The sequence below is a fragment of the Labrys miyagiensis genome (genome assembly GCF_030160835.1).
Lineage (GTDB): Bacteria > Pseudomonadota > Alphaproteobacteria > Rhizobiales > Labraceae > Labrys > Labrys miyagiensis.
The window spans coordinates 68,992-84,682 of sequence record NZ_BSPC01000023.1; the positions used below are offsets into that span (position 1 = coordinate 68,992).

Annotated in this window: 14 protein-coding genes and 1 tRNA gene; 7 read left to right on the top strand and 8 right to left on the bottom strand. The window is 64.3% G+C overall.

The genetic code is table 11. The features are described 5' to 3' along the window. Positions 1-162: 162 nt before the first annotated feature. Positions 163-1,179, top strand: coding sequence for a substrate-binding domain-containing protein (locus tag QQL24_RS12610; protein ID WP_284312447.1), 1,017 nt, complete (start codon positions 163-165; stop codon positions 1,177-1,179). Here the strand turns inward: QQL24_RS12610 and QQL24_RS12615 are convergent, their stop codons facing one another. Further along, positions 1,180-2,073, bottom strand: a complete 894-nt coding sequence (locus QQL24_RS12615; RefSeq protein WP_284312448.1) for a DMT family transporter — start codon at positions 2,071-2,073, stop codon at positions 1,180-1,182. A 320-nt stretch (positions 2,074-2,393) separates the two neighbouring features. Here QQL24_RS12615 and QQL24_RS12620 point away from each other — a divergent pair, with 320 nt between their 5' ends. Then, positions 2,394-3,350: an NADP-dependent oxidoreductase gene (locus QQL24_RS12620; RefSeq protein ID WP_284312449.1), complete on the top strand. Its 957-nt coding sequence runs from the start codon at positions 2,394-2,396 to the stop codon at positions 3,348-3,350. 25 nt (positions 3,351-3,375) lie between these two features. Here QQL24_RS12620 and QQL24_RS12625 read toward each other — a convergent pair whose 3' ends face one another. Continuing rightward, positions 3,376-4,023 carry a cyclic nucleotide-binding domain-containing protein gene (locus QQL24_RS12625; RefSeq protein ID WP_284312450.1) on the bottom strand — a complete coding sequence of 216 codons (648 nt, stop codon included), beginning with the start codon at positions 4,021-4,023 and terminating at the stop codon, positions 3,376-3,378. Positions 4,024-4,202: 179 nt separating this feature from the next. Between QQL24_RS12625 and QQL24_RS12630 the strand changes: the two genes are divergently transcribed. Continuing rightward, the gene (locus QQL24_RS12630; RefSeq protein WP_284312451.1) at positions 4,203-5,039 is read left to right on the top strand and encodes a S1/P1 nuclease; all 837 of its coding nucleotides are present in this window, start codon (positions 4,203-4,205) and stop codon (positions 5,037-5,039) included. Positions 5,040-5,055: 16 nt separating this feature from the next. On the opposite strand, the gene QQL24_RS12635 is transcribed toward QQL24_RS12630, so the two are convergent. Further along, a tRNA-Ile gene (locus QQL24_RS12635) sits at positions 5,056-5,131 on the bottom strand. Positions 5,132-5,281: 150 nt separating this feature from the next. Here QQL24_RS12635 and QQL24_RS12640 point away from each other — a divergent pair. Beyond that, positions 5,282-5,998 carry an SIMPL domain-containing protein gene (locus tag QQL24_RS12640; RefSeq protein ID WP_284312452.1) on the top strand — a complete coding sequence of 239 codons (717 nt, stop codon included), beginning with the start codon at positions 5,282-5,284 and terminating at the stop codon, positions 5,996-5,998. A 188-nt stretch (positions 5,999-6,186) separates the two neighbouring features. Beyond that, positions 6,187-6,672, top strand: a complete 486-nt coding sequence (locus QQL24_RS12645; RefSeq protein WP_284312453.1) for an Lrp/AsnC family transcriptional regulator — start codon at positions 6,187-6,189, stop codon at positions 6,670-6,672. A gap of 151 nt (positions 6,673-6,823) precedes the next feature. On the opposite strand, the gene QQL24_RS12650 is transcribed toward QQL24_RS12645, so the two are convergent. The 3 genes from QQL24_RS12650 to carB all read right to left on the bottom strand — a co-directional run bounded on the left by QQL24_RS12650 (position 6,824) and on the right by carB (position 11,368). Next, the gene (locus QQL24_RS12650; RefSeq protein ID WP_284312454.1) at positions 6,824-7,306 is read right to left on the bottom strand and encodes a hypothetical protein; all 483 of its coding nucleotides are present in this window, start codon (positions 7,304-7,306) and stop codon (positions 6,824-6,826) included. 162 nt (positions 7,307-7,468) lie between these two features. Beyond that, positions 7,469-7,942: a transcription elongation factor GreA gene (gene greA, locus QQL24_RS12655; protein ID WP_284312455.1), complete on the bottom strand. Its 474-nt coding sequence runs from the start codon at positions 7,940-7,942 to the stop codon at positions 7,469-7,471. Between the two features lie 120 nt (positions 7,943-8,062). Next, the gene (carB, locus tag QQL24_RS12660; RefSeq protein WP_284312457.1) at positions 8,063-11,368 is read right to left on the bottom strand and encodes a carbamoyl-phosphate synthase large subunit; all 3,306 of its coding nucleotides are present in this window, start codon (positions 11,366-11,368) and stop codon (positions 8,063-8,065) included. A gap of 182 nt (positions 11,369-11,550) precedes the next feature. Between carB and QQL24_RS12665 the strand changes: the two genes are divergently transcribed. Then, entirely contained in the window at positions 11,551-11,991 is a 441-nt protein-coding gene (locus QQL24_RS12665) for a transthyretin-like family protein (protein WP_284312459.1), read from the top strand. Between the two features lie 453 nt (positions 11,992-12,444). Here QQL24_RS12665 and QQL24_RS12670 read toward each other — a convergent pair whose 3' ends face one another. After that, entirely contained in the window at positions 12,445-12,570 is a 126-nt protein-coding gene (locus tag QQL24_RS12670; protein WP_284312460.1) for a hypothetical protein, read from the bottom strand. 500 nt (positions 12,571-13,070) lie between these two features. Then, complete coding sequence (locus QQL24_RS12675) at positions 13,071-13,973, bottom strand: LysR substrate-binding domain-containing protein (RefSeq protein ID WP_284312461.1); 903 nt, start codon at positions 13,971-13,973, stop codon at positions 13,071-13,073. Between the two features lie 553 nt (positions 13,974-14,526). Here QQL24_RS12675 and QQL24_RS12680 point away from each other — a divergent pair. After that, entirely contained in the window at positions 14,527-15,399 is an 873-nt protein-coding gene (locus QQL24_RS12680) for a hypothetical protein (RefSeq protein ID WP_284312462.1), read from the top strand. Positions 15,400-15,691: the final 292 nt, after the last annotated feature.

The window sequence follows — 15,691 nt, forward strand, 5'->3', positions numbered from 1 at the left end:
GCTTTCCCCTCGTCGAATCCACGAGCCGCTTCGAGTGAACGTCTTCACAATTGGAAGAGCCGTAGAACAGCTCCCGCACAAAAGGGCGCCGGCAAGTCAAGCCGGCAAGCAACGAAAGTCTACCGACAGAGAGAAGCGAGAAGGCCTGGAAGGATCGTTACGGTGAACTTGAAGGAACTTTCCGAACATCTGGGCCTGTCGCAGACGACCGTCAGTCGTGCACTCAACGGTTTTCCGGAGGTGGGTGAGGCGACGCGCCAGCGTGTGCTCGAGGCCGCCGAGCAATTCCAGTACCGCCCCAATGCAAGCGCCCGCAAGCTCGCGACCGGCCGGGCCGGCGCCATCGGCATCGTCTTCTCCGCCGAGCGCAACATGCTGCTCGACCCGATCTTCACCGATTTCCTCGCCGGGGTCGCCAGCCAGTGCTCGCTGGCCGATAATGACGTGCTAGTCTCTTCCGCGCATGGCGACGAGGCGGGAACCTACCGGCGCCTCGCCCGCATCCGCTCCGTCGATGCGGTGGTGCTGTCCTCTCCCACGGTGGACGATCCGAGAATTGCGCTGCTGCAGCGCTTGGGCATGCCCTTGGTGGTGCATGGCCGCTGCCTGACCAACCTCCCCTACGCGCATCTCGACATCGACAATGAGGCAGCCTTCTTCCAGGCGACCACCCTGTTGCTGGATCTCGGCCACCGCAGCATCGGCCTCATCAACGAGAGCTTGAACTACACCTTCGCCATGCACCGCTCGGAAGGCTGGCGCAAGGCACTCGGCGAGCGCGGCCTGCCCGCTCCGCCGGAGCTCGAATGCAGCGCCCGCATGACCGAGGAAAACGGCTATCGCCTCGCCCGCAACCTGTTCGACCTGCCAACCCCGCCGACCGCCCTGCTCTGCTCGTCGATCTTCGCGGCGCTGGGGGCAATGCGCGCGGCCCGCGACACCGGCCGCATCATCGGCAAGGATCTGTCGATCATTGCTCATGACGACGGCCTCGACGCCATTCGCCCGGAAACCCTGACGCCGCCGCTTACCACCACCTTCTCTTCCATCCACGCCGCCGGCATGCGCGTTGCCGAGATCGCCATGGCGGTTACCAGCGGCGCCGATCCGGCCACGCTCACCGAAATCTGGCCGGTGGACCTGGTGTTCCGCGGCTCGACGGTGCCGCCGGTGAGTTGATCACTCCGCCGGGACGGGCCTTGCCGAGCGGTCCACGTAGAACACGAACAGCCCGCTGCCGATGATGATGGCATTGCCGATGATGATCGGCAGCGTCGGCACGTCGCGCCAGACCAGCCAGCCCATCAGCGTCGCCCACACCATGGCCGAATATTGGAACGGGGCGAGCGTTGCCGCAGGCGCCATGGCGAGCGCCCGGGTGATGCAGATGAAGCAGACCATGGCGACGATGCCGACGAGGAACATCAGGCCGGTGTCGAACCAATCGGGCGTTGTCCAGGCAAAGGGCAGCGTAGCGCCGCCGATCACCGCCGCGCCGGCGAATTGCCAGACCACCAGCGGCAGCCAATGGGTGCGCCGGAGCCGCCGCGTCACCGTAACGGCAAGACCGAACATCAGGGCGCCGAACAGGGCGATCGGCGAGGACGAGGAGAACAGGGCTGCGGAAGGCTGCAGAGCGATAACGACGCCGACAAAGCCGGCGACCACCGCTGCCCAGCGGAAAGGTTCGACCTTCTCGCCCAGCAGCGGCACCGACAGCGCAGTGATGATCAAGGGCGCCGCCATATAGAAGGTCATCACATCGGCGAGCGGCATGGTGCGGGTGGAATAGTAGAAGGCGAAGGTGTCGCCGGCCATGCACAGGATGCGCAGGATCTGCAGCCGCCACTGGCTGAAATCGAACAGGTCGATCCTGAGGTGCCAGACCATCGGGACCAGCACCACGGCCGCGCCGACCGAGCGCAGCAGCATCAGTTGGCCTACGGAATAATCGGTCACCAGCCATTTGCCGAGTGCATCGTTGAGGGCGAAGAAGAACACGCCGGTCAGATAAAGGCCTATGCCCATCCTGACGTTCGCGCTGCCGATGCCGGCCGGCCGGGGGGAAGTCATGTCGATCTCGCTCGGCGCAGCAAGGCAGCCGGTTAAAACGTTTTGCGATTTGACGGAATCGGCAAGAATCGCAAAGACGCGTCGAAACAAAGAGTGAGAGCAAAGGCAGCGTTTACGCTTAAACGCGCTTTGCTCCAGCGCCCCTTGAGTCGGTGCTTTTTTGACCAATTGATATAGCCAATATCAGCTTTCGCGGGCGGGGCAAGCGGGTTAGTCATGTCCTGTGCTCAGCCTGCTCACCATGAAAACCGGCCTTCGCGAAGGCGTCACCGCGCACCGACGCCCGTTGTCCCGGACATGCAGATCAAGGAAGCCAAGCTATGAATTCGTCTCTTCCCGCCCGGATGAAGGCAGCCCGCGTCAACCGATTTGGAGCACCCGGCGTTATCAGCCTGGAAGAGATCGCCATTCCCGCGCCCGGCGAGAACCAGGTGCTGGTTGAGGTAAAGGCCGCGGGCGTCGGCCCCTGGGACGGCTGGATCCGCTCCGGCAAGAGCGCCCTGCCCCAGCCCTTGCCGCTGACGCTCGGCTCCGATCTCTCCGGCATCGTCGCCGCCATCGGCTCCGGCGTCAGTGGCTTCCAGGCGGGCGAACAGGTGTTCGGCGTCACCAATCCCCGCTTCACCGACGCCTATGCCGATTATGCCATTGCGAGTGCCGCAATGATCGCCCGCAAGCCAGCAGCCCTCGACGATGTCGAGGCGGCCTCAGTGCCGGTGATCGCCGTCACCGCCTGGCAGGCCTTGTTCGAGCAGGCGCATCTCAAGGCCGGGGAGAGCGTGCTGATCCACGGCGCGGCCGGCAATGTCGGGGCCTTCGCGGTGCAGATGGCTCATCAGGCCGGCCTTCATGTCCTCGCCACCGCCGGCGCGGACGATCTCGAAACCGTGCGTGGCCTTGGCGCCGATGTCGTGGTGGATTTCCGTAACGAGCGCTTCGAGGATGTCACCGGTGATCTCGATGCAGTCATCGACCTCGTTGGCGGAGAAACGCAGACACGCTCCTTCGCCGTGCTGAAGCGGGGCGGCTCTCTTGTCTCCGCCGTCTCGCAGCCTGACCAGGCGCTGGCCGCTCGGCATGGCGTCACCGCCGGCTTCTTCCTGGTCGAGGTGACCACGCAGCGCCTCGACGAGATCGCCGGCCTGATCACCGCCGGCAAGCTCAAGACTAATGTCGGGCTGGTGCTGCCGCTCGCAGAGGCGCGCATCGCGCATGAAATGCTGGAGGGCACCAGACCACGCCCGCATGGCAAGATAGTGCTGCGGGTCTCGGCCTGACCGGCAGTTCAGCCACGCCTCAGCCTCACGCCGCCGCCATCTTGGCGGCCATGTCGGAGGCGAGCAGGCCGTCGAGCGCGACCTTGATCAGCGGCCGACGCAGCTGCAGGGCCTGCAGCGCCTTGGCCGGCCATTCGACATAGCAGGCGCCGGGCTCGACCGTAACGGTCGCGCTGGCCGGCGCCTTGCGCAGGAAGCCGATCTCCCCGATGAAGGCGAACGGGCGGAGCGGGAAGCTGCGGCCAGCCTTGGTGACCTTCGGCGTGCCATCCAGCACGTAATAGACCTTCTCCACCGGGGCGCCTTCCCGCAGCAGGATCTGCGTGGTCTCGGCCCTGCGCCAGGTGGCGATCTTCATCAGCGCGCGGAACTCGCCCGGCGAGAGCGGGCCGAAGGCGGCGAACAGCCGGCGCTCGTCCTCGCTCAGGCGGAACTGCGTGCGGGCAAGCAGCAGGCTGCTCATCATGAAGAGATTCACGCCCAGATTGACGGCGGTCCAGAAGATCGCATCCCAGAGCAGGACTTCGGGCACCACGAAATAATAGAGGATGTAGAGCAGCGTCGAGACGACAAGCAACGCTCGCAGCACGATCTGGTCCCGGCAGGTCAAGGCGGCGACGGAAATGAGGGCGGCTGCGTGAATGAGGCCGAGCCGGAAGATATCGAAGAACATTGCAACACCGAAAGTCCACTCCCGGCCCCTGTGGCCGCGATGTGTTGGCGTGGATATCGTTTGCCTGCGAACGAATTTCTGTGCCGGCGCGCACGCCACCTTCCTCCGCTGCCCCCGTCACTCCCTCGTCACGCGAAGGGTCGATGCTCCAGCATCCTTCGATGAGCGGAGTTCCTTCGATGCGCCGAATTCTCCTCGGATTGTCCCTCTGCCTCGCGCTTGCCATCAGCTCCGGCCCCGCTCTTGCCTGGGGTGACCGCGGGCATTCGGTCGTGGCCGAACTCGCGCAGCGCCATCTGACGCCGAAGGCGGCCGACGCCGTGCGCGAACTCCTGGCCGGCGCGTCGATGGCCGGTGTCGCGAGCTGGGCCGACGACTACAAGTTCCGCCCCGAAGGCGCCTCCACGCAGGCCTGGCATTTCATCGATATCGACGTCGCCAAGCCGGCCTATAGCGAGGATGATTGCAAGGGCGCCTGCCTCGTCTCGGCCCTGCGCCTGGAAAGCGCCATCCTCGCCGATCCGCATCGCGACGAGGCCGAGCATCGCCAGGCGCTGATGATGCTGATCCACCTCGTCGGCGACAGCACGCAGCCCTTCCACTGCGCCGAGCGCGACAACGACAGTGGTGCCAATCTCGTGCCCGTGACGCTGGCCATCGACGGCCCCGACGGCAAGCCGCTGCCCGTCGTGCAGACCAACCTGCATGCGATCTGGGACGACGCGCTGATCAACGCCCATGCCTATTCCTGGGGCGTCTATGCGGACGATCTAGAAGCTCGCCTCTTCGCCAAGCTGCCGGCGCCGACCGTCTATGGCGACTGGGCCGCGACCTGGGTGGACGAATGCCACGTCGTCGCCCAGCGCCTTTACAAGATGACGCCAGCCCCCGCAGCCGGCGCCTCGGTCAATATCGGCGCCGACTACCAGAAGGCAGTGCAGCCGACGATAGACCTGCAGCTCGCCACCGGCGGAGCGAGGCTGGCGGCACTGCTGAACCATCTGTTGGGGGAGTGAGGCGGAGGACGAAATCTGGTGGGCCCGGAGGGACTTGAACCCCCAACCAGACCGTTATGAGCGGCCGGCTCTAACCATTGAGCTACAGGCCCGGCTGTGCCAGACGGCGCATCTATAGGCAGAGTCTTGCTTGGGTTCAATCCGCTTGACGCTTTCCGTTCACAGCCCGCTTGCCGTCATCATGCCGCCGCCTTCGGTTGCAAGCTTGCCGTTCCACACCATTTCGTTTCCGGAGTTCCGCCATGCGACCGTCCCTCCTTGCCCGCCCTGCCCTTGCTGTCTTTCTGCTGGCGGGCTCGCTTGGCCTCGCCCATGCCGACGACCTCAAGCGTTCGATCTCGATCACCGGCGAGGCCTCGGTCAGCGCGAAGCCGGATGTCGCCTATGTCAGCATCGGCGTCGAGAATGCCGGCAAGGTTGCCAATGAGGTTCTTGCCGCCAATTCGAAGACCACCGGTGATGTCCTCGCCGCGCTCAAGGGCGCCGGGATCGATGCCAAGGACCTGCAGACCTCGGGTTTCACCGTGCAGCCGCAGATCCTGCGTCCGCAGAACAGTTCCCTGTCGAGCTCCGACGACAGCCCTTCGATCACCGGCTACACGGTGGCGAATACGGTGAATGTCACACTGCATGACCTGCCTAAGCTCGGCGACGTGCTCGACAAGGCCGTCACGGCCGGCGCCAATTCCATCGACGGCATCCAGTTCGATGTCTCCAACCCTTCCGCCCTGCTCGACGATGCACGCAAGGCGGCCCTGGCGGATGCGCGGCGCAAGGCGCAGATCTACGCCGATGCAGCCGGCCTCAAGCTCGGCAAACTGGTTGAACTGAGCGAGAATGCCGGACCGGTGGTCGGGGCCGTCTATCGGGCCAGGATGGCGACGGCGGCAGTGCCGATCGAGTCCGGCTCAAACACCCTCAACGTCACCGTCTCCGTGCGCTTCGAGCTGGATGAGTGAGTCGACGCAGATAAGTATCGTGCAAATTTCGGTTGCAGCGCACTGGTTTTGCTGCAGCCGCTCACCTTGCGCGAGACCGTTGCGCAAGTTTGTTTCACAGAACAAACCGCTCTGCGTAACAAAGATGCTTGCCTGCCCCCTCCTCCCGGTTTAGGACGGCTTACCTGTTCGCAACCGGAAAGCTTATCGTGCGCGCACGCCTTGACGCCGTCGACTGGAAAATCTTAGCGGAACTTCAGGCCGACGGCCGTATGACCAATGTGGAATTGGCCAAGCGTGTCGGCATCTCGGCCCCGCCCTGCCTGCGCCGCGTGCGCGCGCTGGAGGATGCGGGCGTGATCAAGGGCTATCGCACCATCCTCGACGAAGCCTCGCTGGGCTATGAGATCACCATCTTCGCCATGGTCAATCTCACCTCGCAGGCCGGCGCCGACCTCTCCTCCTTCGAGAGCTACGTGAGGAGCCAGCCGCTGGTGCGCGAATGCTGGATGCTGTCGGGCGACATCGATTTCGTGCTGAAATGCGTGGCGCGGGACCTGCGCTCCTTCCAGTCCTTCGTGGCGGAACTGACGGCGGCGCCGGCCGTGCGCAATGTGAAGACGGCGCTCACACTGCGCTCCATCAAGGACGATCCGATCGTGCCGCTGGAGCTGGATCTCGGCGAGACGGCGTAACTGGGAGTGCGGACATCCTGTCCGCTCTTGAACCGCCGCGCGATGGAAGTGGCGCTCGACGGCGAGTTGCTGCCTCATTCTCGAACTCTGGCGCTTCACGAGAGGACACCGCGACATGCAAGCATGTCGCTGAGATATCCCCGCTCCCAGCTTACCCCAGCTTGCTCAGCACCCAGTGCGCGTAGCTCGAAGCCAGCCAATCATAGCGGCGCGGCGTGGGCATCGGGACTTCCGCTGCCGCATCCACCGAGGTGGTGGACGAAAACAGCGGGAAGCTCCTCAGCACGGCGCCCGAAGAAGAGGTCAGCGTTATCCGGCCATCGAGGGTATCGACACTGTCCCAACTGATGATGCCGGCGTCGGAATCGGTCGGGAAGCTGATGTCGGTCAGTTGCACCGTCAATATCGCGCCGCCCTTGGCGCCAGGCTGGTAGCGCGGGCCGAGCTGCTTGATGAGGTTGCGCTGCACGAAGGGCGGCATGGTCTGCAGCCACAGATTGCCACCGCCGCTGACATGCACCGCCCTGATGACGGGAAGGCTGGCCACATCGGCATAGGAGGTGGCGCAACCGGCCAGCATCAGACTGGCGCCGAATGCGAGAAAAGCCCGGCGCGCGATCATACCCGTGGTCATGACACTCTCCTCAAGAAATAGTTCTGTTCTTTATAGAACGCCATGGTGCGTCTATCGAGGCAATTTCGCGTGACGCGGAGGCGGCCTTGCCAGCACGATAAACGCCGCACCCCAACGGAATGCGGCGTCCATACTTAGCAAACACCCGGACCTGGAAAAAATTCAGTTCCAGGCGACGTTGGCGATCTCATAAGCCTTGGGGCCCTTGGGTGTGTTCACCTCGACGGAGACGCCCATCTTCTTGCCCACCAGCGCGCGCGCCAGGGGCGAGCCGATCGAGATCTTGCCGGAGCGGACATCGGCCTCGCTCTCGCCCACGATCTGATAGGTCTTTTTCTCCTCGGTATCCTCGTCGATCAGCGTGACGCGCGCGCCGAACTTGACGGTATCCCCGGACAATTTGGTGACGTCGATCACTTCGGCACGCGACAATTGGTCTTCGAGCTCAGCGACGCGGCCCTCATTGTGGCCCTGGGCCTCCTTGGCGGCGTGATACTCGGCATTTTCGGAAAGGTCGCCATGGGAACGCGCCTCGGAAATCGCCGCGATGATGCGCGGGCGTTCGATCTGCTGGCGTTCCCTCAACTCTGCCTCGAGCGCGGCGTAGCCTGCCGGCGTCATCGGGATCTTGTCCATTGCTTCGTCTTCTCTTCAAAACGCAAAAGGCACGCGCGCGCCGGACCGGAAATCCTGCGCGACACACGCATCTTATCGCAAAGTTTTAGCGCCCTCCCCGGCCGGGGGCAGGCGCTCTCTTCAGAAATAGGACTGCAGGGGTCTGACTTCCAGATCGCCGCCCATATAGGCCTTGATACCCTGTGCAGCCGCTATGGCTCCAGAGAGAGTGGTGTAATATGGGACTTTATGCAAGAGGGCGGCGCGACGCAGCGAACGCGAGTCCTGCAGGGCCTGCGCCCCCTCGGTGGTGTTGAACACCAGCTGCACCCCGCCATTCTTGATGGCATCGACGATGTGCGGGCGCCCCTCCAGCACCTTGTTGACGCGCGTCGCCGTCACGCCATGCCCCGCCAGGAAGCGCTGCGTGCCGTCGGTGGCGGTGATCGCGAAGCCGAGTTCGGCGAGGCTGCGGATCGAATCGAGGATGCGCGCCTTGTCGCTCTCCTTCACCGAGACGAACACCGTACCGCCCGTCGGCACCGAGGTGCCACCGCCGAGCTGGCTCTTGGCGAAGGCCACGGCGTAGTCGCGGTCGAGGCCGATGACCTCGCCGGTCGAGCGCATCTCCGGGCCGAGCACCGTGTCGACGCCCGGGAAGCGGGCGAAGGGGAATACCGCTTCCTTTACCGCGATATGGTCGAGCTTCTTCTTCGTGAGGTTGAAGGAGGCCAGGCTCTCACCGGCCATCACGCGGGCAGCGATCTTGGCGATCGGCTCGCCGATCACCTTGGCGACGAAGGGCACCGTGCGCGAGGCGCGCGGATTGACCTCGAGCACATAGATCTCGCCGTCCTTGATGGCATATTGCACGTTCATCAGGCCGCCGACATCGAGCGCCAGCGCCATCGCCTTGGACTGGCGCTCCAGCTCGGCGAGGATCTCCGGGCTCAGCGAGCGCGGCGGCAGCGAGCAGGCCGAGTCGCCCGAATGGATGCCGGCTTCCTCGATATGCTCCATGATGCCGGCGATGAAGACTTGCTTGCCGTCGGAAAGGCAGTCGACGTCGACCTCGATCGCATCGGAGAGATAGCGGTCGAACAGCAGCGGATTCTTGCCGAGCAGCGTGTTGATCTGGCCGGTCTTGTCGTTGGGATAGCGCAGCTTGACTTCCGGCGGCACCATCTGCGGCAGCGTGCCGAGCAGATAGTCGTCGAAGGTCGCCTCGTCGCGGATGATCGCCATGGCGCGCCCGCCGAGCACATAGGAGGGACGCACCACCAGCGGCAGGCCGAGATCCGCGACCACCATGCGCGCCTGCTCCACCGAATAGGCGATGCCATTCTTGGGCTGGCGCAGGCCGAGCTTGTCGAGGAGGCGCTTGAAGCGGTCGCGGTCCTCGGCGAGGTCGATGGCGTCGGGCGTGGTGCCGAGGATGGGAATGCCGGCCTCTTCCAGGGCGGCCGCGAGCTTCAGCGGCGTCTGGCCGCCGAATTGCACGATCACGCCATGCAGCGTGCCGTTCGACTGTTCGAGCTTGAGGATCTCCAGCACGTCCTCGGCCGTCAGCGGCTCGAAATAGAGCCGGTCCGAGGTATCGTAATCCGTCGACACCGTCTCCGGATTGCAGTTGATCATGATGGTCTCGTAGCCCGCATCCGAGAGCGCGAAGCAGGCATGGCAGCAGCAATAGTCGAACTCGATGCCCTGGCCGATGCGGTTGGGGCCGCCGCCGAGGATCACCACCTTCTTCCGGTCGGAGGGGCGGGCTTCATCGGCCAGCGTGCCGGCGAAGGGCGGGGCGTAGGTCGAATACATATAGGCGGTGGGCGAGGCGAACTCGGCCGCGCAGGTGTCGATGCGCTTGAACACCGGCTGCACGCCGAGCTCGGAGCGGAGTTTCTTGACCGTTCCTTCCGGAACCCCGGCGAGCGCATCGAGGCGACGATCGGCAAAGCCCATCGCCTTGAGGGAGCGCAGGGCGCCCGGCGTTTTGGGCAGGCCGGCCCGCTTGACCTTCTGCTCGGTCTCGACGATGCCGCGGATCTGGGCGAGGAACCAGGAGTCGATCTTGCACACGCCATGGATCTCGACATCGGAAAGGCCGAGGCGCATGGCCTGCGCGACGTTGAGCAGGCGGTCCGGGGTCGGCTTGCCGAGCGCGGCGCGGATGGCGTTCTTGTCGTCGCCCTGGCCGAGGCCCTCGATCTCGATCTCGTCGAGGCCGTTCAGCCCGGTCTCCAGCGAACGCAGTGCCTTCTGCAGGCTTTCCTGGAAGGTGCGGCCGATGGCCATCGCCTCGCCCACCGACTTCATCGCTGTGGAGAGGATCGGCTCGGCGCCCGGGAACTTCTCGAAGGCGAAGCGCGGGATCTTGGTGACCACGTAATCGATGGTCGGCTCGAAGGAAGCCGGCGTGGCGCCGCCCGTGATGTCGTTCTCGATCTCGTCGAGCGTGTAGCCAACGGCGAGCTTGGCGGCGACCTTGGCGATCGGAAAGCCCGTGGCCTTGGAGGCGAGCGCCGAGGAGCGCGACACGCGCGGGTTCATCTCGATGACGACGAGGCGTCCATCGGCCGGATTGACGGCGAACTGCACGTTGGAGCCGCCGGTCTCCACGCCGATCTCGCGCAGCACCGCGATCGAGGCGTTGCGCATGATCTGGTATTCCTTGTCCGTCAGCGTCAGCGCCGGGGCGACGGTGATGGAATCGCCCGTATGCACGCCCATCGGATCGATGTTCTCGATGGAGCAGACGATGATGGCATTGTCCGCCTTGTCGCGGACGACCTCCATCTCGAACTCCTTCCAGCCGAGCACGCTCTCCTCCACCAGCACCTGCGAGGTGGGAGAGGCGTCGAGGCCGCGCTCGATGATGTCGATGAACTCGGCCTTGTTGTAGGCGATGCCGCCACCGGTGCCGCCCAGCGTGAAGGAGGGGCGGATGATGGCGGGCAGGCCGATGAAGTCGAGCGCGTCCAGCGCTTCGCCGAGGCTGTGGGCCAGGCGCGAGCGTGGCGTCTCCAGGCCGATCTTGCCCATGGCCTCGCGGAAGCGCTCGCGGTCCTCGGCCTTGTCGATGGCGTCGGCATCGGCGCCGATCATCTCTACGCCGAACTTGTCGAGCACGCCCATCTCGGCAAGCTTCAGCGCCGTGTTCAGCGCCGTCTGGCCGCCCATGGTCGGCAGCAGCGCGTCGGGCCGCTCCCTCTCGATGATCTTGGCGACAATCTCCGGGGTGATCGGCTCGACATAGGTGGCATCGGCCAGATCCGGATCCGTCATGATGGTGGCGGGGTTGGAATTGACCAGGATGACGCGATAGCCCTCCTCGCGCAGCGCCTTGACGGCCTGCGTGCCCGAATAGTCGAATTCACAGGCCTGGCCGATGACGATCGGGCCGGCGCCTATGATCAGGATGGAGGAAATATCGCTACGTTTTGGCATTGCTCGTCCGAAATAAGAGGGCCGGCATGAAAAAGCCGCGGAGGAGGCTCCACGGCACCGGGCGGATCGAGCGGTTCGACTAAACCATTTTGGCCTGTGGGGAAAGGGGCGCGGCGCGGTTCTGCCATGAAATCAACGCGAAGCTTGACGAGTTTCCCGCCACCGCCACGAAGATCCTTGAAATGAAGCCGATTCTTGCCCTGATCACCGTCTGTGCAGCCCTCGCCGCCTGCCAGACCGACCGGCCGCTGGAACGACCGGCCCGGATCGGAATCACCGGGCGCCTTCTCGACAAGGGCAGGCCCGTGGCGGGCACGCAGGTGCGCATCACCTCTGCCAACCGCCCCAGCCACACCATCGCCACCACCACCGACGAGGGCGGGCGCTTCTATCTCAGCACCGACGACACCGGTCCGGCCTCGCCCGATGGCGACATCCTGCGAATCGAGGTCCTCGGCCAAGACTACCACGCGGCCGGCGAGGTCTCGCCCGCCTCGCTCCAGGTCACCTGCGACCTCGCGGCTGAGGCCGCCTATACGCTCGGCAATGACAAGCGCTTCTGGGACGGCAACGACACGCAGGCAAGCCTGTCGCCGGTGCCGCGCGGGTTGAAGTGCTGGTAGCCGCAGACAAGTCTTCAACGCCCGACTCGAAAATCCTGTCGTTTAGGGATCGTCAAAGAATAAGTGTTGCAAACGCGACGCTTGCGCGCCTCTCCTGCTCGCTGAACACCGGCTTGCCGAGTCACTGATTTCTTGACGATCCCCAAGCGTCAGCTTCTTTGGCCTCCGCCGCCTTCCCACCACAACGCGCAAACGCTCTCGTTCCCACGCCCTTTCCGGCTGGGTTGATGAGGGAGACCGGGCGATGGCGGCTGCGGAGCAGCCGTGAATGCAAGATCATGGAAGATGCAGGCCGCACTGTCGGTGCGAGCCGCCATCGCCCCGTTCCGGCTGCCTGGCCCGCTGACAAGGCGTGCAAGGCCACCTGTTTTTCCGCCTTCCGAAGGCGGAGGCAAGCCGGGAGCGGATGGCACGGACCATCCGAACCTGAGCCAGCCGGCTCGGTCAAGGGGCTCAGCGCTGCAGTCCTGGCCGGACAGTGGCATAGGCCGTCTTCACCGCATCGGCGGGAGATGGGACGAAGGCGTTGCCGGGCTCAAGCCCGTCACGGCCCGTCCAGGGATCGCGTGGCACTTCCATGGGGTGCCGATCCCGTCTGTCCCGCTCGTCACCCCTGGAGGCCGGCTTCCAGAGAAGCACCGCCTCCGCGTTCGCCCACCGCTTGGATAGGCTGTCGGGGTGGATGGAGGCGTTCGGAGCCGGGTTGTACCTGCGCCGGCTGCTGACGCCTCATTCCGTTAAGGAATAAAACATGACAACGAACGAAAGTCAAGACCCGTTCTCTTTTTGTGTCAATGAACACCAACGGGGTGTATCACCGGCGGAGGAGGTCGCGGTGTGTCGTCGATTGATCCGGTCGCCGACGACCGGTTTGACCGGATAACCGAGGGATCGTTTAAGAATAGCGCTTCCAGCTCCGCGCCTCTCCTGCAATCTCAATACCCGCATTCCGATTCACTGATTTTTCTAGGGCGTTTTGTTTTCAGATCGAATCACCAAGAATCGCAAAATGCTTTTGATACCAGTAAGTTAATTTCGAAATCCGCTCCTGCCTGAACGCATTTTGCTCTAACGGCCCCTTAGTCCAGGCGGGCCCGAGGACTGCCCTCGCTTGCGCGCGCCTGCGCGAGGGCGAAGCGCCTGAAGGCTGCCACTTTCGGCAAGGCGAGAGCGCCCGGTGGATAGGCGAGATAATAGCCATAGCTCAGCGTGACCTGGCGGTCGAACAGAGCCACGAGCCGCCCCTCTTTCAACAGGGTCTCGACAACGCTGCCGACGGCCAGCCCGACCCCCTGCCCGGCCAGCGCCAACTCGATCAGCACATTGTCGTCATCGTACACCGGCCCGCTCTGTGCGAGAGCGGGATCGAGATGGGCCACGATCAGCCATTCGCGCCAGTCACTGCGATCGCCGTCATGGAGGAGCGTGGCTCGGGCGAGATCGGCGGACTCGGTCAGAGCAAGCCGCCTGATGTAGTCGGGCGAGGCCACGGGGACCGTCACCGAGGAACCTAGCAGTTCCGTCGTCAGCCCCGGCCATTTGCCGAGGCCGCCGCGAATGGCGAGGTCGAGCCCTTCGGCTGCCAGGTCGAGCGGCGTCTCGGTATGGCGGACCGATACCTCGATTTCCGGATGCAGTTCGGCGAAGCGCGGCAGGCGCGGGGCAAGCCAGCGGGCGCCGAAAGATGCCGTGGTGGTGATTGCCAGCAGGGTCTGGGCGCGGCGCACCCCGGCAACCGCCCGCTCGATCTGCGCGAAGGCGGCGGCCGCAGCGGGCAGCAGTTGCTGGCCCGCCGCCGTCAGGCTGAGGCTGCGCGTGGTGCGCTGGAACAGCGGCACACCGAGCTGGTCCTCCAGCACGCGGATTTGATGTGACACCGCTGCCTGCGTGACGTTCAGAATCTCCGCAGTCTTGGTGAAACTCAGCGTCCGGCCAGCGACGGCAAATACGCGCAACGCGGGCAGCGACGGCAGCGTGTCCATGCACCCTCACAAGAAATACTTATGAATGAGGCAACATATTCAAGACGAACTCGTTTGTCGATTCCGGGCGCCAACGGCACAATCCGTCACATGATTTGCCGTGGCCAGACGGCCTCGAGACGGAGTTCGACATCATGATCAATTCTTATTGGGCAGCCGGGCTGACGCGGGGGCTGAGCTTGCGTCTGGAGGATTCCAGTTCTGAAGTGGAGACATCCGAACGCTTCGAGCGAGAGAGCGAGAGAGGTGAGCGCAAGGTCAGCTCGGCGAAACAAAAAACGGATCACGAGAGACCTTTGTTCCCCTGGCGGGCATGGCGGCGGCGCCTCGCCTTGCGATAGCCTCAAGAAGCTGCGTCACCCTGCCTTCTGCGCAAGTCGTCGTAAATCTGACGCCCAAATGCTGCATCTGCTAGAGCAAAGCGCGTTTAAGCGTAAACGCTGCTTTACTCTAACTCTTTGTTTCGACGCGTCTTTGCGATTCTTGCCGATGCCGTCAAATCGCAAAACGCTTTAACGGACTTCAAGTTCCTGACATCCGGGAGGCCAGCGACATGAACGCAGAGCGTACTGTGAACGAAGGCGGGTCGAAGAGGCCTCTTAGTTTCAACCCCTTGCTAGCCTTCTGGCCGACATGGCCCGCCGGGGGTTGGGGCAGAGAGCGGACCGGCACCCTTGCTGACTTCGCCACCGGCTATGCCGACTACGTGACTGAGGCGACTCAGCGGAGCATCGTTCTTGTTGATCTCCTGCGCCAGCACGGCAATCCCTTCCGCCACCTTGAATATTCGGCGGCCGGGATGATCGAGGCTTCCTGGAAGAACTACGGGGCGCTGCTCGACCTCTGGAAGGAAGCGGCTCTGATGACCGCCCACGGCTCTCCGCTGCTGCGGGCCGCCGTTGGCGTGCCTGAGCGCGAGACCGACACGGCGCGCCGCCCCACCCGCGTCGAGGCGATTCTCTATCCACCCGCCGCCACCGTCGAGGCATTGGCTGACGAAGCCGAGCCCGAGCCTGCCCCGGCCGGGCCGGTGGATGAGATGCCGGTGGTTGCCCCCGAATCCAATCCCGCCGCTGAAGAGCCCACTGTCGAAGGCAGCGAAGATAGGGCGGCGATGGCTCTCCCGAGCGGTGAAAGCGATGTAGCGCCGCACCTTACCCCGAGCGAGACACCGGTGGACGAAGTCGAGCCGCAGCTCGCGCCGGGCGAGCCTGCGGATGAGACACTGGCAGTCGCCCCCGAATCCGAACCCACCACTGAAACGCCCGCTCCTGAAGAGCCTGCCGCCGAAGTTCCCCAAGACAAACCTGTTACCGCCAAGCCGGCCGCTGCCCGCAATGCCTCTATCAAGACCTCGGCCCGCCCGGCCACGGGCACCAGGCCTGCACCGGGCCGCAAGAGGAGCGAAGGGAACGACGCCGAGTAAGACCTGTGATGATCTTGCCGTCGGCGACGAAGCTTTCATCGCAAGGCTGCTGACGCCGGATGATCTCCATGTCTTCGCTCATGCCAGCGGCAATCTCAATCCCGTGCATAGGATGGCGACGAGCGGGACGACCGCAACCCCGTTCCCTCCATGCTGCACTGCCCGATGTTCTCCGCGGTGCCCGGCGTTGACATCAACCTTCCGGAGGCCGGTCATGGCGCATGCCATCACATTGAACGCCTCGCCCCTGTCATAGGGATGGGTTGAGGCATGTCGGCACACCGTCGCTCAG